15 protein-coding genes are annotated in these 20,362 nt (G+C 30.9%); 4 read left to right on the plus strand and 11 right to left on the minus strand.

The annotated features are described in order from the left end of the window. Positions 1–3: 3 nt before the first annotated feature. Both ACY2IJ_RS13425 and truA read right to left on the minus strand, forming a co-directional pair. Positions 4–1,773 carry an ABC transporter ATP-binding protein gene (locus ACY2IJ_RS13425; protein WP_476724829.1) on the minus strand — a complete coding sequence of 590 codons (1,770 nt, stop codon included), beginning with the start codon at positions 1,771–1,773 and terminating at the stop codon, positions 4–6. After that, a complete protein-coding gene (gene truA, locus ACY2IJ_RS13430; RefSeq protein ID WP_476724830.1) occupies positions 1,760–2,512 on the minus strand; it encodes a tRNA pseudouridine(38-40) synthase TruA in 753 nt (250 codons plus the stop codon). Before truA ends, ACY2IJ_RS13425 begins: the two co-directional genes overlap by 14 nt. 107 nt (positions 2,513–2,619) lie before the next feature. Between truA and ACY2IJ_RS13435 the strand changes: the two genes are divergently transcribed. Next, the gene (locus tag ACY2IJ_RS13435; RefSeq protein WP_476724831.1) at positions 2,620–3,114 is read left to right on the plus strand and encodes a metallophosphoesterase family protein; all 495 of its coding nucleotides are present in this window, start codon (positions 2,620–2,622) and stop codon (positions 3,112–3,114) included. Here ACY2IJ_RS13435 and ACY2IJ_RS13440 read toward each other — a convergent pair. Together ACY2IJ_RS13440 and ACY2IJ_RS13445 are read right to left on the minus strand one after the other, a co-directional pair. Then, a complete protein-coding gene (locus ACY2IJ_RS13440; protein ID WP_476724832.1) occupies positions 3,111–4,886 on the minus strand; it encodes an AMP-dependent synthetase/ligase in 1,776 nt (591 codons plus the stop codon). The genes ACY2IJ_RS13435 and ACY2IJ_RS13440 overlap by 4 nt on opposite strands. A 56-nt stretch (positions 4,887–4,942) precedes the next feature. Further along, positions 4,943–5,887 (minus strand): LysR substrate-binding domain-containing protein, encoded by a 945-nt coding sequence (locus tag ACY2IJ_RS13445; RefSeq protein ID WP_476724833.1) that lies wholly within the window; start codon positions 5,885–5,887, stop codon positions 4,943–4,945. A 115-nt stretch (positions 5,888–6,002) separates the two neighbouring features. On the opposite strand from ACY2IJ_RS13445, the gene ACY2IJ_RS13450 reads away from it, so the two are divergent. Continuing rightward, positions 6,003–6,473, plus strand: coding sequence for a Dps family protein (locus ACY2IJ_RS13450; protein WP_476724834.1), 471 nt, complete (start codon positions 6,003–6,005; stop codon positions 6,471–6,473). A 73-nt stretch (positions 6,474–6,546) separates the two neighbouring features. Here ACY2IJ_RS13450 and ACY2IJ_RS13455 read toward each other — a convergent pair whose 3' ends face one another. The 6 genes from ACY2IJ_RS13455 to ACY2IJ_RS13480 all read right to left on the minus strand — a co-directional run bounded on the left by ACY2IJ_RS13455 (position 6,547) and on the right by ACY2IJ_RS13480 (position 10,598). Further along, the gene (locus ACY2IJ_RS13455) at positions 6,547–7,518 is read right to left on the minus strand and encodes a transketolase family protein (RefSeq protein WP_476724835.1); all 972 of its coding nucleotides are present in this window, start codon (positions 7,516–7,518) and stop codon (positions 6,547–6,549) included. A gap of 64 nt (positions 7,519–7,582) precedes the next feature. Beyond that, positions 7,583–8,158 carry a Maf family nucleotide pyrophosphatase gene (locus ACY2IJ_RS13460; protein WP_476724836.1) on the minus strand — a complete coding sequence of 192 codons (576 nt, stop codon included), beginning with the start codon at positions 8,156–8,158 and terminating at the stop codon, positions 7,583–7,585. 10 nt (positions 8,159–8,168) lie between these two features. After that, the gene (locus tag ACY2IJ_RS13465) at positions 8,169–9,011 is read right to left on the minus strand and encodes a geranylgeranylglycerol-phosphate geranylgeranyltransferase (protein WP_476724837.1); all 843 of its coding nucleotides are present in this window, start codon (positions 9,009–9,011) and stop codon (positions 8,169–8,171) included. Then, positions 9,011–9,466 carry an SsrA-binding protein SmpB gene (gene smpB, locus ACY2IJ_RS13470; RefSeq protein WP_476724838.1) on the minus strand — a complete coding sequence of 152 codons (456 nt, stop codon included), beginning with the start codon at positions 9,464–9,466 and terminating at the stop codon, positions 9,011–9,013. The genes ACY2IJ_RS13465 and smpB overlap by 1 nt, the downstream gene beginning before the upstream one ends. Positions 9,467–9,478: 12 nt before the next feature. Beyond that, on the minus strand, positions 9,479–9,919 hold the full coding sequence (locus tag ACY2IJ_RS13475; RefSeq protein WP_476724839.1) for a hypothetical protein: 441 nt from the start codon (positions 9,917–9,919) through the stop codon (positions 9,479–9,481). Between the two features lie 40 nt (positions 9,920–9,959). Further along, positions 9,960–10,598, minus strand: coding sequence for a nitroreductase family protein (locus tag ACY2IJ_RS13480; protein WP_476724840.1), 639 nt, complete (start codon positions 10,596–10,598; stop codon positions 9,960–9,962). A gap of 263 nt (positions 10,599–10,861) precedes the next feature. Here ACY2IJ_RS13480 and ACY2IJ_RS13485 point away from each other — a divergent pair, with 263 nt between their 5' ends. Then, positions 10,862–12,256: an MFS transporter gene (locus ACY2IJ_RS13485; protein ID WP_476724841.1), complete on the plus strand. Its 1,395-nt coding sequence runs from the start codon at positions 10,862–10,864 to the stop codon at positions 12,254–12,256. 602 nt (positions 12,257–12,858) lie between these two features. Next, on the plus strand, positions 12,859–14,490 hold the full coding sequence (locus tag ACY2IJ_RS13490; RefSeq protein WP_476724842.1) for an ABC-F family ATP-binding cassette domain-containing protein: 1,632 nt from the start codon (positions 12,859–12,861) through the stop codon (positions 14,488–14,490). Between the two features lie 34 nt (positions 14,491–14,524). Here ACY2IJ_RS13490 and ACY2IJ_RS13495 read toward each other — a convergent pair whose 3' ends face one another. Then, complete coding sequence (locus ACY2IJ_RS13495) at positions 14,525–19,813, minus strand: GEVED domain-containing protein (protein WP_476724843.1); 5,289 nt, start codon at positions 19,811–19,813, stop codon at positions 14,525–14,527. Positions 19,814–20,362 lie beyond the last annotated feature (549 nt).

Below are 20,362 nucleotides of genomic sequence, written 5' to 3' on the forward strand. Positions count from 1 at the left end.
AGGTTAAGCTATTTGTTGATTGGAAAATTGTTTGTCGTGTAGGTTTTTGTAAAATCCGTCTTTAATATTTATAAGTTCTTGGTGTGTACCTTGTTCTACAATATTCCCTTTTTCTAAAACAATAATTTTATCAGCATTTTTTATGGTTGCTAATCTGTGAGCAATAACAATACTTGTTCTGTTTTGAGTGATTTTATCAATAGCATACTGAATCATTTGTTCGGAATGAGAGTCTATAGACGAAGTAGCTTCATCTAAGATTAAAATGCTAGGATTAGAAACATAGGCTCTTAAAAAGGCAATTAATTGTCTTTGACCAGAAGAAAGCATTACCCCTCGTTCTTTTACATTGTATTCAAAACCACCAGGCAAACTTTCTATAAAGTCTGCAATTCCAATTTGAGTAGCTGCATCTTTAATTTCTTGTATTGTGATTTCTTTTTTTTGTAAGCTAATGTTGTTTTGTATGCTGTCTGAAAATAAAAAAACATCTTGTAAAACTATGGCAATTTCATTTCTTAAAAAATTAAGATCATAGTCTTTAATAGAGGTTCCATCTACTAAAATAGAACCACTATCAATATCATAAAAACGATTGATTAAATTAATAATGGTAGATTTTCCTGCTCCTGTAGCTCCTACAATTGCAATGGTTTCACCTTGTTTTACATTAAAAGAAACTCCTTTTAAAATGGGCTCATTTTTTATGTAACTAAAAACAACATCTTTAAAAGAAATAGTACCTTTAATAGCTTTTGGGTGGTATGTTCCTTGGGTGCTTATATGACTTTGTGTGTCCATTATTTCAAACACTCTATCTCCTGCAACCATTCCCATTTGTAGTGTTGTAAATTTATCAGCAATTTGTCTTAAGGGTCTAAATAACATTTCGGTCATCATAATAAACCCAACAATTTCTCCTTGAGTTACATTTCCGTCAATAGCCAATTCTTTACCTCCAAACCAAACTAATAAACCTATGGCTATAGATGATAGTACTTCGGCCACAGGATAAAAAATAGAAAAATACCAAACGGTTTTTATATGTGCAGATCTGTGTTTTTTATTGATTTCTTGAAATTTATCGTATTCAATTTTCTCTCTATTAAACAATTGAACAATTTTCATTCCTGTAACTCGCTCTTGCACAAATCCGTTAAGATTGGCTACTTGAATTCTAACCTCTTGAAAAGCATTTTTAATAGCTCTTTGAAATATTTTGGTAGCATAAATTAAAATTGGTAAAACAATAAATGCAATAAAGGCTAATTTCCAGTTAATGTAAATCATCATTACTGCAACAAAAAGCATTTTTAAAATATCGTTCACAATCATAAACAGTCCTTGACTAAAAAACTGAGCAATACTTTCTACATCAGAAACCACTCTAGTTACCATTTTACCTACAGACGAATTGTTAAAATAAGCCATGTTAAAGGAAAGAATGTGTTTAAAAAGTTTGGTTCTAATATCTTTAATAACATTTTGTCCCAATAAGTTGGCTAAGAAAATAAAAATTAGCTGGAACAAGACCTCTACAATTAGCGCAGCCAAAATAATAATGACTAAGGTTAAAAAACCTTCTTCGGTTTTGGTATACACGTAGTTGTCAATAGCATTTATAATTAAATAGGGTCTAATTGCTCCTACAGCAGCTAGTAAAATAGATGATATACCGGAAAAAATAAATAAAGACTTGTAGGCTGATGCATAGCCCATAATACGACTAAAAACGTTAATGTCGAATACAGATATTTTTTTATTTGATGCCATTGGTTATTGTGTCTGGGTAAGTTATTTGTGTTAAAAAAAGTCCATGAGCAGGGGCCGATGCTCCTGCATTTATACGGTTTTTACTTTCTATAATTGTTTTAATTTCATCTGGATTTATTTTTTCTAATCCTACATTAAATAAAGTACCTACAATTGCTCTTACCATATTTCTTAAAAATCGATCTGCAGAAATATAAAAAACAAGTTGGTTTGCATGTAAAACCCATTCTGCCTTGTAAATATTACAATTGTATGTTTTTACATCGGTTTTAGATCTAGAAAAACATTTAAAATCAGTATAGTCTAGCAAATAACTTGCCGATTTGTTCATGGCTTCAATATTTAATTTTTTATTGATTTGCCACTCAACATCTGTCGTAAAAGGACTTTTACCTAACAAAATTCTATACTCATAACTTCTTTTTGTAGCATCAAAGCGGGTATGAGCAGCACTGTGTACTTTAAATAGCTGATGAAATACAATATCGTTGGGTAATAATGAGTTGATTTTATAGCAGTATGTTTCGGAATTTAACTCTAAATCAGTATCAAAATGAATAAACATTTGCGAAGCATGAACTCCTGCATCGGTTCTACCTGCTGCAACTACCTCTGTAGGGGTTCGTAAAATTGTAGATAGTGTTTTTTGAACCACTTCTTGCACGCTAATTGCATTGGGCTGAATTTGCCATCCGTGGTAGTTTTTTCCTAAATAAGAAAGTTCTGCAAAATATCTCAAACGTTTGTTTTTTATAAGGGTAAAGGTATTGAATTCATACGGTACAATCAATAGAATCTATAAAAGGGAATGTGTTTATATTCAAAAAAAATATCGATTTTTGTAGGATGAAAATAGTACTTCTTTCGGATACACACGGTTATATAGATGAGGCAATTCTAAAGTATATAGCACAGGCTGATGAGGTTTGGCATGTGGGAGATATTGGTGATATTTTGGTTACAGATACAATTAAAGAAATAAAACCTTTAAGGGCTGTTTATGGTAATATTGATGGAGCCCAGGCTAGAGCAGAGTTTCCTTTGGATCTTAGATTTGTGGTTAATGGTTTAGATGTTTGGATGACTCATATAGGAGGTTACCCTAGTAAGTACAATGTGAGAATAAGAGAGGAGATAAAAAGAAACCCACCAAAATTATTTATTAGTGGGCATTCTCATATTTTAAAAGTTCAATACGACCATAAGCTTAATTTGTTACACATGAATCCGGGTGCAGTTGGTAAACACGGATTTCACTTGGTTAGAACAATGCTTAGGTTCCAAATTATAAAAGGTGAAATTACCAATTTAGAGGTTATTGAGTTGGGCAAAAGAGTTTAGTTGTTTCTGTAAATTTTATCGTATAAGTCTTTGTAAATTTCTAGAACTATTTTTCGTTTTACTTTCATTGTAGGGGTTAAGTGGCCACCATCAATAGTCCATTCATCTGGAGTAATTTCAAACTTTTTTATCTGTTCCCATTTTCCAAATTTAGTATTGCATAACGTAATTTCTTGCTGAATTCTATCAATTACTTGTGGGCAATTAATAATGTCTAAATGAGTATTAATGTTTGGAATTCCTTTTATTTTACACCAATCTTTAACGTATTTAAAGTTGATTTGTATTAAAGCGGCTGGCATTTTTTCTCCTTCACCAATTACAATAATTTGGTCTATAAATCTAGATTGTTTTAATTCGTTTTCTAGCAAATTAGGAACAATGTATTTACCTCCTGATGTTTTAAAAATTTCTTTTTTTCGATCTGTAATTTTTAAGAAACCTTCATCATCTATTTCGCCAATATCTCCTGTACAAAAATAATCTCCATTCATTACTTCGTTGGTTTTTTCAGAATCTTTGTAGTAGCCTAACATTACATTTGGTCCTTTTACTAAAATCTCTCCATCATCGGCAATTTTAATTTCTACATTTTTTAGAGGTTTTCCTACGGTTCCTATTTTAAATTCTCTATTCACAATTTGGTTTACAGCAATTACTGGCGAGGTTTCTGTTAAACCATAACCTTCTAAAATAGGCATTTCTGCAGCAGCAAATACTCTGGCTATTCTAGGCTGTAAAGCAGCACTTCCCGAGACTAAAAAATCTAAATTTCCTCCTAAAGCTTCTTTCCATTTGCTGAAAATTAACTTTTGCGCAATTTTTAACTTTAAACTGTAGCACCAGCCTTGGTTGGTAAAAGGTTCTAATTGTAGACCAATATTTACAGCCCAATAAAATAGTCCTTTTTTTATTCCTGTTAATTCTTGTCCTTTTGCATAAATTTTATCGTAAACTTTTTCAAACAATCTAGGAACCCCAGTCATTATATTAGGTTTTATTTCCTTTAAATTATCACTAATAGTATCCATAGACTCTGCAAAATATATTTGAATACTATTGTATTGGTATAGGTATAAAATCATACGTTCAAATACATGACAAACAGGTAAAAAGCTCAAGGCCTTTGTTCCTTTGTTTGCTTTGGGTAGTCTGGCAGAACTATCTATGGTGTTAGATATTAAGTTTTGATGACTTAGCATAACTCCTTTGGGTTTTCCTGTAGTTCCAGAAGTGTAAATAATGGTTGCTAAGTCATAGGTTTGTATACTGTTTTTTATGTTTTCTAGCAGTTGATCATTGTTTGCTTTTTTTCCAATACTAAGCAATTCTTTCCAGTTTTTAACTGAGTCTATATCATCAAAGCTATATATTTCTTTTAGCTGGGTATTGTTTTTTATAGCGTTTACTTTTTGCAACACTTCTTGGTCTGAAACAAAACAATAAATAGCCTCGGAATGATTTAATATATATTCATAGTCTTTGGCAGAAATGGTAGGGTAAATAGGAACGTTTTGTGCTCCGGTTTGTAGTATTCCCATGTCTACAATATTCCATTCCGTTCGGTTAGTGGTAGAAATGATCGCAATTTTATCGTTTTTTTGAATACCAAGTTCTAATAAGGCTTTAGAAACTAAATTGTATTTTGTAACGTATTCTTGCGTAGATGTAGAAACCCAAACACCATTATATTTTGTGTTAAAAGCCTTTTCTAAGGGTTGATTTTCTAATTGATGAATAGGAAAATCAAATATTCTAGTAACTGATTGCATATATAATTTTTTGGTATCTATTAATGTAGTAATTTTATTTTAGTTTTTCAAGAGAATTATTTCTCTAGCTTTAAAGGGCTTATAATGTCTACATTACTAAAAGCGATTACACCTCTTAATACTCCCGATATTTCATTTTTTAATGCATTAATAATCTGAAGTTTTAAGCCCGATTTATGATAAATAATACTAACCTCTCTTGCAGGATGAGGTTTTTCAAATTCTCTAATTAGTTCTTGGTCTTCTTTTTTTAAATCCATTGAGTGCAAGTAGGGTAACAATGTCATTCCTATTCCTTCTTTTGTCAATTTAATAAGAGTATCAAAACTACCACTTTGTAATGCAAATTTCTTTTTACTCTTATTCCCCAATGTGCTACAAATATTTAAAACACTTTCTTTAAAACAATGTCCATCTTCTAGCAGTAACAAATCTTCTATGTCTAAATCATTGGGTTGCAGATTTTTTTGTTTAAAAAGACGATGCTCTTTGTGTACCAAACCTATAAAGGGTTCGTAATAAATAGGAGATTCTATAATTGTGTTGTTGTTTAAAGGAGTTGCGGCTATGGCAGCATCTAAATGTCCGTCTGATAATTTTTGAATGATATCAGCAGTGGTTAATTCGTAAACAATTAGTTCTACTTTAGGATATTTTTTATTAAAGTTTTTTAAAAATAATGGCAATAAACTAGGCATAATTGTAGGAATAATACCTAATTTAAACTCTCCTCCAATGTATCCTTTTTCTTGTTCTACAATATCGTTAATACGACTACTTTCATTCACAATAATTTTAGCTTGAGCAACAATTTTTTTTCCTACTTCTGTTAATTCTATAGGTTTTTTATTTCTATTAAATATTTGCACCTCTAGTTGTTCTTCTAATTTGTGTATTTGCATACTAAGAGTAGGTTGTGTAACAAAACAATATTCGGATGCAGTGGTAAAGTTTTTATGTTCTGCAACGGCTAAAACATATTTTAATTGAGTAATTGTCATGATTGTTTTTTTAGTATCAATACTATTTATAAATATATTAAAATTATCAATTATAGTTATTTAAATGCTCCGTAAATTGTAGTTACTTTTATAAGGAATTTAAAAAAATATTAAAATGAAAAATATGGTTGTAGGTCTTGAAAATGAATATTCTGTTAAGGTGGCAGAAAAATTAAATGTATTATTAGCAAATTATCAAATTCATTATCAGAATTTAAGAGGTTTGCATTGGAATATTAAAGGGAAAAACTTTTTTGAATTGCATGTTAAGTTTGAAGAGTATTATGGAGATTCTCAATTAAAAATTGATATGATTGCAGAGAGAATTTTAACACTTGGAGGTGTGCCATTACATACATTTACAGATTATTTGGAGGTTTCTAGAATAGGTGTTGGAAAAAACATATCTAAAGACGTAGAGGCTGTTCAGTTGGTGGTTAATGGTTACAGTCAGTTGTTAGAATTAGAAAGAGAAATTCTGAATATGTCTGGTGATGCTGATGACGAAGGAACCAATTCTATGGTTAGTGATTTTATTAGTGAACAAGAAAAAACATTGTGGATGTTAAATTCTTGGTTAGGATAATCAAGAGAGTTTGTAAAAAAATAAAAAGGCTTCTGAATTTCAGAAGCCTTTTTTAATGGTATGTTTTTAAGAACTAGGTTCTTTTAATTGCTTTTTGAGCGGCAGCTACAATAGCAGCAGCGTTTAATCCGTATTTGTCCATTAATTGTGCAGGTGTTCCAGATTCTCCAAAAGTATCGTTTGTGGCAACAAACTCTTGTGGAGCAGGGCTGTTTAAGGCAAGAGTTCTAGCAACACTTTCTCCTAAACCACCTAAAAAGTTATGTTCTTCTGCAGTAACTACACATCCTGTTTTACCAACAGATTTTAAAATTAACTCTTCATCTAAAGGTTTAATTGTGTGTATGTTAATTACTTCGGCAGAAATTCCTAATTCATCTAATTGTTCTGATGCTTGTAAAGCCTCCCAAACTAAATGTCCTGTAGCTACAATTGTAACATCAGTACCTTCAGTCATTTGAATTCCTTTACCAATTACAAATTTATTTTCGTGTTCTGTTTCAGTAAATTTAGGCATATAAATAGGCACTACAGGTCTACCAAAACGTAAGTAAACAGGACCTTCGTGTTCTGCAATAGCAATAGTTGCTGCTTCTGTTTGGTTGTAATCACAAGTGTTGATTACAGTCATACCTGGTAACATTTTCATAAGACCTAAGTCTTCTAAAATTTGGTGAGTAGCACCGTCTTCTCCTAGAGTTAATCCAGCATGAGAAGCACAAATTTTTACGTTTTTATCAGAGTAAGCAATAGATTGTCTAATTTGATCGTATACACGACCTGTAGAAAATCCTGCAAAAGTTCCTGTAAAAGGAATTTTACCACCAATAGTTAAACCAGCTGCAATTCCCATCATGTTAGCTTCTGCAATACCAATTTGGAAAAATCTTTCAGGGTTTTCTTTAATAAATTCATTCATTTTTAATGAACCAATTAAATCAGCACATAGGGCAACAACATTAGGATTTGTTCTTCCTAAATGCGCTAATCCAGCACCAAAACCTGAACGGGTATCTTTTTTCTCTGTGTAAGTGTATTTTTTCATTTTACAGTTCTAACATTAATTGTGGGCAAAAGTAATAATTTTATATGGTTGAAAGTATATAAAATTAGAAGTTTTTAAGTTCTGTGTACAACTTCTGTACAGGTAGGCCTACTACGTTTGCATAACTTCCTTCTATTTTAGTCACTCCAATCAATCCAACCCATTCTTGTATACCATAACTTCCGGCTTTGTCAAAAGGTTTGTAGTTATCAATGTAAAAATTTATTTCCTCTTTAGAAAGTTTGTTAAAATAGACTTCTGTTTTATCTGTAATAATTTTTGTTTTTTGAGTGGTAGCTAAACAAATAGAAGTAATTACTTGATGATTGTTACCAGACAATTCTTCTAACATTTGAATAGCTTGTTCTTTATCTTTTGGTTTTTCTAAGGCTTTGTTATTAGACCAAACAATAGTATCGGCTGTAATTAACAATTCGTTTTTATTTAGTTGTATAGCGTTAGATTTAAACTCTGCTAAAAACTCTGTAATTTGTTCTGCTTTAAAATGATGAGGGTAAATTTCTTGACTATCAATTGTTTTGGTTTCAAAGGGAATGTTTAATTCTTTTAAAAATTGTTGTCTTCTAGGAGATTTAGAACCTAGAATAATTTTATATTTTTTTAGTAATTCTGTAAGCATATTGTTTTGTTTAGTTAAAAAGTACTGTTAAAATTCCAAAGCCTATAATTAATTTAAGAATTCTACTAATTTTTGAAATCTGATTTGTATTGTAGTTCAGTTGTTTGTAACAGTAGGCTAGTGGAGATATTAAAAATAGAACAATAAATAATTTAAAGTAGGTAGTATTGGACAGGTACATGATAATTAAAAAACTAGCAAGCGTTAATCCAATAAGAGATTTACACAATTGTATTGTGTGTTTAATTCCTATAACTATAGGTAGTGTTTTTAAATTGGCCTTTTTGTCTCCTTTAATGTCTTCAATATCTTTGATAATTTCTCTGATAAAATTTAGTAAAAAAGCAAAATAAGCTAGTACAATAATAAGTTGCTTTTGATGGTGATTAGAAGGAATAATCACTAAAAAAAACAGAATAGAAAGAGCTGTAAAACTAGCAATTAATAAATTACCTATTAACGGAGTTCCTTTTAGTTTTTTACTATAGGTGTATAAAAAGATTAAAGAGGTAATTCCGTAAAAAAATAAACTGATATTTTGTAAATAATAACAAGCAAGTGTGCCAAATAATATACCTAATCCATTAAAAAAAACATAAGCCCCAAAAGTTTGTTTGGTAGAAATGGAGGTATAAATTATTTGTTTATGAGGTTTGTTTATTTTATCGGTAACAACATCAAAATAATCATTGATAATATTACCTGCTGCAGCCAAACAAAAAGTACTTATTATGTAAAGTATACTTATAGTGTTTAATTGAGAATATGAGTATATAAAAGTAACAATAAGAGTTTGACTTATGGCGATAAGTAAAAGGTTTTGAATTCTAATTAATTGAAGCCAAGCCAACATTAGTAGTTTTTCTTTATTCTATCTAAAGAAATCTTATTATCACGATCTTTAATCGTTTGCCTTTTGTCGTATAGTTTTTTTCCTTTACACAAACCAATTTCTAATTTGGCAATTCCTTTTTCTGTTAAAAACATTTTTAAAGGAATAATGGTTAAACCAACGTTTTGTACTTCTTTGTTTAGTTTTTTAAGTTCTTTTTTGTTTAGTAATAATTTTCTAGAGCTTTTGGGTTTGTGGTTGTATGCATTTCCATATAAATACTCTTCTATAAACATATTAATAGCAAATAATTCTCCATTGTCGTTAAATTCACAAAAACTGTCTGTAATTCTAGCTTTGCTTAATCGAATGGATTTTATTTCAGTTCCAGTTAATACAATTCCAGCCACATACTTGTCTAGAATTTCATACTCAAACCTTGCTCTTTTATTTTGAATGTTTATTTTTTTTTGCATAATGTATACTTGTTATAATTCGTTAATTTTGTAACGAATGTTGAAACCAAACTGAAGAATTTCTAAAGATGTTTTAGTAATAATGTTTAGTTGAGGCCTCCAGTCTAATCCTATAGTTATAGGAGTTTTCTTAAATAGATATTCTATACCTGCTTCACCATTAACTCCTAATATAAATGGATCTCCTACAAAGGTAGACAAACCTGTTCCAAAATAATATTGAAAATTTAAATTAGCTAAATTGGTGTTGCTTACTGTAAAATCGTATAACAAATTAGCTCCTATACCTTCTCCAAAAGTTATATCTCCGTGCAAACGTGTATGATCTTCAAAATTTACAATTCCATCAATTGCTACATTGTTGTCTCCAAAACTTCCTAAACGAATCCCTATTTCTTGTGCGCTTAAATTAACAGATCCTATAAATATTAATAAAGCAATTATTTTTTTCATTTTTTTTCATTTTTTAGGTCAAGCAAAAATACAAAGATTCCTATATATTAATAAAGGTAGAATAGTCTTTATTTTTACCCTGTTTATTTCTCCAAGCACCTGTTATTTGTTTGGTGTTTGGCAAGTTTGTTTCTTTAAATAAAAAAAGACTACCTAGCAGTTGTTCTTTAATAGGTATGTTTAAAAGTGTTTTAAAATAATCGTTTCGTAACGTTCCTCCGCTAGACCAATAGTTTTCATATTCTTTTTCTGTGGCCGTTAATAATAAATTTTGAATTGCAGCACTGGTTGCAGCTACGTGTTCAATATTTTTTTGATTAAATTCTATGTTCTTATCCTCTGTTGATTCTGGAATCCAAGTAGCTTGTATTAAAGCTGTGGCACAATTTAGCATTTGTATAATTTTACCTCCATCAATATTATTATCTAGATAATGTTTGGCTAAATTTCTACAAGCTTTGGTGTCTAAAACATAAAACCTCCATGGAGCAATAGACTTTAAGTTGTGTTGTTCTACCGCTTGTGTGTTGGCTGGATAGTGAAAAGGAGCTTTTCCTGCCAGTTCTAGCATTTCATTAATGTCATTAAACAAAGTACTAGATTCCTGTATTTCTAAAGGAGTATTGCTAAGTAATTTTAAAGTTCTGCGTTTTGATAGTATGTTTTTAAAAATGCTCATGATTTAATACAAAAAAAATAATGATTAATAAGGTGTGTTTTTTTGATAAAATAAACAGTAAGTAGCAAAACTATCAAACTACAATTAAAAAATAGATTTAAAACAGTTTTTTAACTGTGTAAAAACATTTACTACTTTTTATTTTAAATTTTCTGGAAAAATAACTTTGGAATATGTTTTTATATTGTTGAATACACGTACTTTTGCACGTATAAATACGTAGTAAAATACGTATTTGTTTTAAAATGTAAAAAATAATAGATATGTCAACTTCACAAAAAGCAACAAAATTAGAATTGTTCAATTTAAAAAGTAAGCCCATCCAAACATTTTGGATTACCTCTATAGCTTTTTTTATGTGTTTCTTTTCGTGGTTTGGAATTGTTCCATTTATGCCACAAGTAGTAAAAGATTTAGGCTTAACTCCAGATCAAAAGTGGAACTCAATAATATTAGCGGTAACAGGAACTGTATTTGCTCGTTTATTAATAGGTAAATTATGCGATAAATACGGACCTAGATTATGTTATACATGGTTGTTAGCTATAGGAGCCATTCCTGTAATTTGTATTGGTTTGGTACAAACCCCATTACAATTTTTAATATGTAGATTGTTTATAGGGTTTATAGGAGCTTCATTTGTAATTACTCAATTTCATACATCTATTATGTTTGCACCCAACATTGTAGGTACTGCAAATGCAACTTCTGCAGGATGGGGAAATTTAGGTGGTGGTGCTAACCGTTTAGGAATGCCATTAATTGCTGCTGCCGTAATTAGCTTTGGTGTTGCAGAAACTGATGCATGGAGGTATTCTATGATTGTAGCAGGTGTTATTTGTTTTTTAATGGGAATTGTTTATTATTTCTGTACTCAAGACACGCCTAATGGAAATTTTAAAGCTTTAAAAGCTGCTGGAAAAATGCCAAAACTTAAAAAAGATGAAGCTGGTTTTTCTGTAGCTGTAAAAGATTATAGAGTTTGGATTCTATTCTTAGTATATGCAGCTTGTTTTGGAATGGAACTAACCGTGTATGGAACCATGGATGATTATTTACAAAACACATTTCAACTAGAACGTGTAACAGCAGGGAATTTAGTATTGTCTTTTGCTTTAATGAATATTTTTGCAAGAACTTTAGGAGGTTTTTTTGGAGATTTGTTTGGAAGGTTAAAAGGATTAAGAGGACGTGTTTTGTTTTTAACTGTTATATTGATAATAGAAGGATTGGTCTTGGCTACCTTTTCTACAATAGATAATTTTGTAGTTGCCTTTGTTTTTCTAATATGTTTTAGTTTGTCTGTTCAAATGGCAGAAGGAGCAACGTTTTCTGTAGTCCCTTTTATTAATAAAAAAGCCATAGGTTCTATTAGTGGAATAGTAGGAGCAGGAGGAAATGTAGGAGCTTTGTTGGCCGCCATTTTGCTTAAAACAAAATCAGCTTTTGCAGAGCAGCAGGCAATTGCAGAAACTTTAGGAGCTAGTGAAAAAGTTGTAAAAGCTGCTCAATCAGCAGCTTCTTCTCAAGCTGTTGCTAACGGATACTTTATTATTGGTGTTTTGGTCATATTAACAGCTGTAATTTCTTTAACAATTAAGTTTTCTGAACAAGAAAATAATGAAAAAGAATTGGTTTTAAAACCCAAAACAGTATAATTTAATAAGAGTTATTTGTCAACCTCAACCTTGTTCGTTGAGGTTTTTTTATGCATAAAACTAAAGAACTGACAAAAAACATCTTTTTTATTGTTTGTCAAGTGATTACGGTTTATCAGAACTTTAAAATATATTTAAAAAAAAGTAGAATTGCTTTGGTTTGAATATATTTATTACGTAGTTTTGTTTTAGGTATACGTAGTTTTTATTACGTATATTTAAAAGAGCTACGAAACGTGTGTGTTTTTTAATTAGACAAAGTTATTATAGAAGAATTGGGAGGTTTTTTTAAGATATTTGTTTTGCTAATTGTAGGTTGATTACTATTATTTTGATAGTAGTTTATTAGGTTGAAATAGTATTTAGAATTAGCGTGTTAAAAGTTTTATCTAAAAAAACGTATAACGAATCGTAGCCTCTTTTTTACCATGTATTATCCTTTCTCATATGTGTGAGATAGTTTTAATAGTTTCTAGTTATCACTTGCCATTTCATTAGTCAGGAATGGCAAGTTTTTAATTTTTTTTACGTATAAAATAGAGGTTCTCAAGACGGTTGTCTAGGGAACCTTTTTTGTATTTTTGGAGCTTAAATAATATTTTATGATTTCTGTAGATAATTTAGCAGTAGAGTTTAGTGGACATACACTTTTTAGCGATGTGTCTTTTGTAATTAATGAAAATGATAAAATTGCCTTAATGGGTAAAAATGGAGCAGGAAAATCTACTATGATGAAAATTATAGCAGGTTTACAAACTCCTACTAGAGGAGGTGTACGTTGTCCTAAAGATACTGTTATTGCTTATCTGCCACAGCATTTGTTAATGGATGATAATTGTACCGTAGTACAAGAAGCTTCTAAGGCTTTTGATGAAGTATTTTCTATGAAAGCTGAAATGGAAGATTTAAATAAGCAACTAGAAACAAGAACAGATTATGAGTCTGATGAATACATGAAAATTATAGAGCGTGTTTCAGATTTAGGAGAAAAGTTTTATGCGTTGGAAGATGTGAATTACGAAGCAGAGGTAGAAGTGGCTTTAAAAGGTTTAGGTTTTAAACAAGAAGATTTTAATAGACCTACATCTGAATTTAGTGGAGGGTGGAGAATGCGTATTGAATTGGCTAAAATTTTATTAAAAAAGCCAGATTTAATTTTGTTAGATGAGCCTACTAACCACGTAGATATTGAATCGGTTATATGGTTAGAAAACTTTTTGTTAAATAAAGCCAAGGCAGTTATCGTAATTTCTCACGATAAGGCCTTTGTAGATAACATAACCAATAGAACTTTAGAAGTTTCTATGGGAAAAGTGTATGATTATAAAGCAAACTATTCTCATTATTTAGAATTAAGAAAAGAACGTAGAGCCAATCAGCAAAAAGCTTATGATGAGCAACAAAAAATGATTGCCGAAAACAAACTATATATAGAAAGGTTTAAAGGTACTTACTCTAAAGCATCATCCGTTGCATCAAGAAAAAGAATGCTCGAAAAAATGGAAATTATAGAGGTTGATGAAGTAGATACTTCATCTTTAAGATTGCGTTTTCCACCTTCACCAAGATCAGGAGATTACCCTGTAAAAGTAGAAAACATGAGTAAGTCTTATGGTAATCATACTGTGTTTAAAAATGCTAACATGGCTATTAAACGTGGAGAAAAAGTAAGCTTTGTAGGGCAAAATGGACAAGGAAAATCTACCATGATAAAAGCCATTATGGGGCAAATAGATTTTGAGGGGTCTTGTGGATTAGGACATAATGCCAAAGTTGGATATTTTGCTCAAAACGAAGCATCGTTGTTAGATAATGACATGACTATTTTTGAAACCGTAGACAATGTTGCTGTTGGAGATATTAGAACTCAAATAAAAAATATATTAGGGGCTTTTATGTTTAAAGGAGATGATATTGAGAAAAAAGTAGGAGTCTTGTCTGGAGGAGAAAAAACACGTTTGGCTATGGTAAAACTATTGTTAGAACCTGTAAATGTTTTAATATTAGATGAGCCTACCAACCACTTAGATTTACGATCTAAAGATGTAATTAAAGAAGCTTTACAGAATTTTGATGGTACATTGATCTTAGTTTCTCATGATAGAGATTTCTTAAAAGGATTGTCCGAAAAAGTCTTTGAGTTTAAAGAACAAAGGGTTATTGAACATTTTGAAACGATTGATGTTTTTTTAGAGAGAAATAAAGTAGAAAATTTAAAAGAAATAAACTTTTAAAAAAAAGCTCCCTTTAGAGGGAGCTTTTTTTATGTTATTTAAATAGTATTTTTCTATTTATAATTCCTGCGTTAGTTTTTATTTGAAGAATATATATGGTACTTGATATATTGCTAGGACTTAAATTAATTTGATTTTGATTGTCTAAATGATTCCATGTTTCAAGTTTTTGTCCCACAAGATTAAATAAATCAATAGCTTGTATTGTTAAGTTGCTATTGTTGGTTATTTGTATTGTTTCATTACTACTAGTTATTAAAATTGCTTTAGCTTCTTGTTCTGCAACACTAAGCTTTTGACTTTCTTTAAATGTCAAATAAAATCGATCAGAATAAACTTGTGGTGTTAAGTTTAAGGTAGCTTTACCTTTAGTTAAAGATTGTGTTGTGTTGGTTTCTTTGTCCAATAAATACACTTCTCTGTTTACGTTTTGCCATTCATCAATATCAATAGTAACAGTTCCAGTGTATCCCATTTCTATTTGAATTGGAACTTCTAGATTGTTTGTAATTGCAGGAACCCCAGTAATTACATATTTACGATCATCATGAGGAAATTTCCAACTAATATCAGTAGGTCCATCATTAAAAGAAACTGCATCATAGCCACGATCGTGGTATATTGTTGTTCTCTTGTCAAAAGAAACTCCAATTTGTCTGTGAATGTTTTCGCCTTCTTCATTTAGAAAGTTCATACCTAATTTAATGATTGGTTTTTCAGTAACTAAATTTTGAATACTAGTGTTGTTTTTGGATAAATGTTTTTGAGGTACAGCTTTAAAAAACACAGAGTTATTTCCTTCTGTAATATATTCTCTTTGACTATTGTTAAAAGTAATTGTACCTCCGTTACCATCACCTGATACAAAAAATCCTTGTCCAACAGCAATGTAAGATTTAGGTTCTTTATAAGTACCATTTCCTACATGTGGTGTATCTGCACCTGTGTCATTCTCTGAGTAGTTATCAGCAGAAACTCCCATGTCAATAGTTCTTGTAGCGTATCCTCCAATATAGCCTGCATATTCATGTCCTCTATCACCACCATTATCTTCTCCAACGTGTTCCCAAAAATATAAAGTTCCATCAATAGCATTAACATTATCTTCAATAAATTTTTTAACACTAATAGCAGAAGGATATGGGTTTCCTAATAAATAAGATTCTCCTCCTCCTATAGAAGTGGTTAAATTACCATCATTAGGAACTCCTACAAAAGTGTAGTTTTGCGCTACACCAGGTCCTTTAAAGGTATATCCATCGGTTTGTTTAATGGTTCCTGTAGATTCTTTTAGTATATAATTAGACACATTAGCTTGGTTACTCGCATAGGTGTAAATCCATTCTTTAGCAATACTAATTGGAGTTGTGTTATTTCCATCTTCTCCATCAATAAAATTAATATCTAATGGAGTAGAGTTTGCTGAGGTTGGGGTAGTCCCGTCTTTCATAACACCAGCAACGGTATAGGTAGTACCTCCTGAGTTAGTTACAGGAGACGAAAAATAATTATATCTATACACACTTGGAATGGTAGAGTTTTGATCAATATATAATTTTCCATTACCACTTATTTTTTTAGCATTGGTGTGTGTTTGTATTAGTTGAGCGTTTCCTTTAAGTCTAATTTCAGCTCCTGAATTTATTGTTATATTATCGGTAACAATTAAAGCGTTGTTGTCTATAGTTAGTTTGTTATTACTTGCAATAGTTAGTTTTTTTGCGGTAAAACTTGAGCCTGTGTGTTCGTAGTTTTCACTAATTGTTACAACTCTAGATTTGTCAGGAAAACCTTTAGTCCATGTGTTACCAGTTCTGTTGGTAGTTCCAAAATTATGTACTCCAAGTCTTATGTTGCTAGTGCTGTTTGCATTGTTTATTTCTGATCTTACAGGTGCGTTAGGATGTCTTTTAGGACCTCCATTATTAAGAACTTCATAAGGATCTAGAGCATCATCTACAAATTTAGTCCATTCACTAGCAGTGTATGTTGAGTTATAGCTTGAAATATTGTCATTTCTAACATAAGAAGTGTTGTTTAACATACCGGAAATCACATCAAACTTGTTTTCCCAGGCAATAGCTCCTGTTTCACTTGTAACAATAAGTATATCATTTCCTCCATCAAAATCAGTTATATCATTATTGGTTATAGGAGTTTCGTTAATATTACCTAATACGGAAGAACTACTTTTAATAATAGCCGATTGACCTGCTGTTAATGTTGTGTTTATAGTGTAGGTAGCAGATGGGATGATTCCATTTTGATTTCCACTTGTGTTTTTGTAAAGAGCTAATATAATTGTATTAGCATCTATAGTATTATTACTATTATTGGTAACTTCAATCCATCTTTCTGTGGTAGAATTATGATAAACTTGTGTAATCATAGCAGATTGAAAAGCTGTTACATCTCTAGCTCCAATATAGAGGTCGTAATCTTCGATGTCTAAATTTTTGTAATCATAACTACAAGAGCTTGAAGGTTCTCCGTCTCTATACAATCCAATTCTCATTCTGGTTTTACCAATGCTAGCAGTGCTAGGTATGTTGATAGAAACATTTTCTACAACAGATGTGCTAGCATTAACAGAGGCTACAAATACTTTTTCATTTGTTTCATCAAAATCACCATCAATATTGTAATCAATCCAGATTACTAAATAAGTTGGTGCCCAATTTTGTTTTGTGTAAGTAATGGTACCAGTTAAAGTACTAGCTGCAGAAACGGTTGTAGATACACCTTCATAATAATGATAAATTAAATTGGTGAATGATGTTGTGTTATCTATGCTACCAAAAGAAGTATTGTTTATATAGAAATTTTCAGATTGTGTCTGAGTAAAACCACAATACAATAAGTTTTCTGTAGTAAACGTAGTGCTTGAGGTGTAAGATGCACAATTAGCATCAATAGATACTTGTACCTCGTATTCGGTGTCGTCAAGCAAACTTGTAAGTGTTGTATTGGTTGTAATTATATTGTTAATTTCTGTCCATGTACTAGCACTCGTTTGTTTATATCTTAATTTGAAAGGACCTGTTTCAGGAGAAGACCAGCTAATTGTAGCTTCTGTTTCCGTGACGTTTGTTGCTGTTAAAGAAGTAGGTGTAGCAGGTGTACTAATATTAATTGTTTGATTAGAGGTTTCTATAGTTTCACCATTGTCAAAAGACCAAGTAATTGTATAACTACCGTTCGAGTTAAATGTAGTTGGGTCTGTAGTAGTACCTGTAATTGTGGTTCCACATTGATAGTTTAATATAGGTTGTTCAGCAGTGTAGCTACAATAAGCATTGATAGTTTCTAAATTAGGAGCTGTAAAACTTCCTGAATAATTAGAAACATGTACGTTAGCAGTACAACTAGAAGATAAACCATCAGAATCTGTTACTGTAAGAATAACAGAATTGTCTCCTAAATCATCACAAGTAAAAGTAGATTTATCAATACTAAGAATTAAATCATTAGGAGAATCATAAGTATCTGTAGACCCATTGTTTAATTGGCTAGCTGTTATAGTAGCTGTACCGCTAACATCTAAAGAAATATTTAGATCTTGACAGATAGCCGTAGGTGGAGTTAATACAGGGTTAATAAAAATATTATAATCTTCAATATCTCTAGTTTCATATCCTGTATAACAAGGATCATCAGGGTTGTTATCTCTGTATAAGATTATACGCATTCTTGTTTTACCAGAAGATGCTGTGTTGGGAATAGTAATAGATACATTTTCTGCAATTACAGTTCCCCCTGATTGTGAGTTAGAAAACACTTTTTCATTAGCATCTTCAAAGTCTCCATCAATATTGTAATCAATCCAAATAGATAGTGTTGTTGTTGCCCAATTAGGTGTTTCATAATCAACATTTCCTGTTAAGGTTTGACCTGCTGCTAGCGTGGTAGAGTGTTGATCAAAATACTGATAGATATTTCCACTTAGAGTGGTTGTGTTACTAATATCTCCTAGGTTTGTCTCTTTAATGTAAAAAGTTTCCTGATTTCCTGTAGAGCTCCCGTTTAAACAATACAAAACTTCTACGGTTGTAAAGTTACTGGTGGCTGTGTAAGTAGCACAATCGGCATTAATAGCTACTTGCACATCATATTCAGAGTTGTTGTCTAAGCCCGTTAGGGTAGTACTGTTTCCAGATATGTTTAATTTTTCTTTCCACTTACTTGTTCCTTTTACTCGATATCTTATTTTAAATGGTCCAGCATCAGAAGACGACCAATTTATAGTAGCTGTAGTTTCTGCTATATTAGATATAGAAACAGAAGAAGGAACAGAAGGAGTCGTTATATTTATGGTTTGTGTAGAGGTTTCAATAGTTCCTCCGTTGTCAAAAGACCAAGTAATTGTATAGCTACCATTAGAGTTAAATGTTGTAGGATCCGAAGTAGTTCCTGTAATAATAGTTCCACATTGGTAGTTTACTACAGGAGCAGTAGCGGTATAACTGCAGTAAGTATTTACTGTTTCTAACGTAGGAGCTGTAAAACTACCTGAATATGGACTAACATTTACAATTGCTGTACATGTATCTGTACTTCCATTGCTATCTGTTACAGTAAGTGTAACAGTATTGTCTCCAAGATCATCACAAGTGAAAGAAGTTTTGTCTAAACTGTATGTTAAAGCTATGTTGTTAGCATCATCTTCGGTGTCTGTAGATCCATTGTTTATTTGGTTGGCTAAAATTGTTACACTTCCAGAAACATCTAGGGCTACATTTAGGTTTTGACAAATTGCAACAGGAGCTGTATTGGGACTAGAAATAGCAATGTTGTAATCGTAAATACTACCAGCATTGTAGTCAAAATCTTCATCATCAGGAATAGCTCCAGTAATATCTACAGCAATACGCATTCTTGTGGTTCCTGTAATTGCATTTGAAGGAACATTAAACGTAAAAGTTTCTATTATTTCAGTTGCACCAGATGTATTGTCTTGTTTTGTATAAAGAGTTTCATTAGCATCATCAAAATCATTATCTCCATTAAAATCTATCCAAGCAACTAATCCAGGATTATTATAATGGTCTGTTACGTATTTTACCTCTACTGATACGCTGCTATTTTTTGTTATTGAAGCGGAAGCATTATTAAAATATTTATAGGTTACATCACTATCTTGAGTTACATCTGGTTGATTTAAATCCGTATTATTAACCTTTAGATTTTGAATGTATAATGTATTGTACACCCCAACTTTAGTAGGCTGTGGATAGGGTGATGCATCAGTTATTTGCGAATATCCGTTTTGAAACATGCAGAATGCAATAACTGTAAGTAATAATATGTAGTAGTTTTGTTTCATGTCATTAAAAATTTGTTGGTCTAAATATTTTAAAATGAAATATATACGTAAAGTATATTATTTGGTTTTCTATTTAAAAAAGTTAGCAACTTTACAAATACTTAAATTTTTATCTAAAAAAAAATTTTTTCAAAGATAAAATATTATAGTTATAACATATGTTAAAAATCGATAAATGACATACATGTATTTAATATGATAAAAGCGAAACAAAATAGTAGATAATTTTACATGTGGATGAAAGTTGTTTTTGTGTTAGAGTTTTGTTTGTTTTGTTGTGAAGTTTTTAATATATGGGTTGGTTTAGTGGTGTTTTCGTATAAAAACGAATCTTTTCTTAGGGTTAAGTAGTATTAAAAATATAGTTTAATCGTGTTAAATAGTTCGTTTAATGGTGAACAAATTTAATTCTTCCTATAACAAAAAGTACTTGTCGTTTTTTTAGAGGTATAATTCAGAAAATATTAAAGAGTTGTTTTGTCATTTTTTTTTGAAGATATAGGGGGAGACACTATATGTTTTTGTTGTATTTGAAATTGAAAAATCCTC

Source organism: Wenyingzhuangia gracilariae (genome assembly GCF_056387575.1).

Coding starts and splice junctions, on each gene's coding strand:
- ACY2IJ_RS13425 (WP_476724829.1), bottom strand. CDS start 1,773: ATGGCATCAAATAAAAAAATATCTGTATTCGACATTAACGTTTTTAGT.
- ACY2IJ_RS13435 (WP_476724831.1), top strand. CDS start 2,620: ATGAAAATAGTACTTCTTTCGGATACACACGGTTATATAGATGAGGCA.
- ACY2IJ_RS13440 (WP_476724832.1), bottom strand. CDS start 4,886: ATGCAATCAGTTACTAGAATATTTGATTTTCCTATTCATCAATTAGAA.
- ACY2IJ_RS13445 (WP_476724833.1), bottom strand. CDS start 5,887: ATGACAATTACTCAATTAAAATATGTTTTAGCCGTTGCAGAACATAAA.
- ACY2IJ_RS13450 (WP_476724834.1), top strand. CDS start 6,003: ATGAAAAATATGGTTGTAGGTCTTGAAAATGAATATTCTGTTAAGGTG.
- ACY2IJ_RS13455 (WP_476724835.1), bottom strand. CDS start 7,518: ATGAAAAAATACACTTACACAGAGAAAAAAGATACCCGTTCAGGTTTT.
- ACY2IJ_RS13460 (WP_476724836.1), bottom strand. CDS start 8,158: ATGCTTACAGAATTACTAAAAAAATATAAAATTATTCTAGGTTCTAAA.
- ACY2IJ_RS13465 (WP_476724837.1), bottom strand. CDS start 9,011: ATGTTGGCTTGGCTTCAATTAATTAGAATTCAAAACCTTTTACTTATC.
- smpB (WP_476724838.1), bottom strand. CDS start 9,466: ATGCAAAAAAAAATAAACATTCAAAATAAAAGAGCAAGGTTTGAGTAT.
- ACY2IJ_RS13475 (WP_476724839.1), bottom strand. CDS start 9,919: ATGAAAAAAATAATTGCTTTATTAATATTTATAGGATCTGTTAATTTA.
- ACY2IJ_RS13480 (WP_476724840.1), bottom strand. CDS start 10,598: ATGAGCATTTTTAAAAACATACTATCAAAACGCAGAACTTTAAAATTA.
- ACY2IJ_RS13485 (WP_476724841.1), top strand. CDS start 10,862: ATGTCAACTTCACAAAAAGCAACAAAATTAGAATTGTTCAATTTAAAA.
- ACY2IJ_RS13490 (WP_476724842.1), top strand. CDS start 12,859: ATGATTTCTGTAGATAATTTAGCAGTAGAGTTTAGTGGACATACACTT.
- ACY2IJ_RS13495 (WP_476724843.1), bottom strand. CDS start 19,813: ATGAAACAAAACTACTACATATTATTACTTACAGTTATTGCATTCTGC.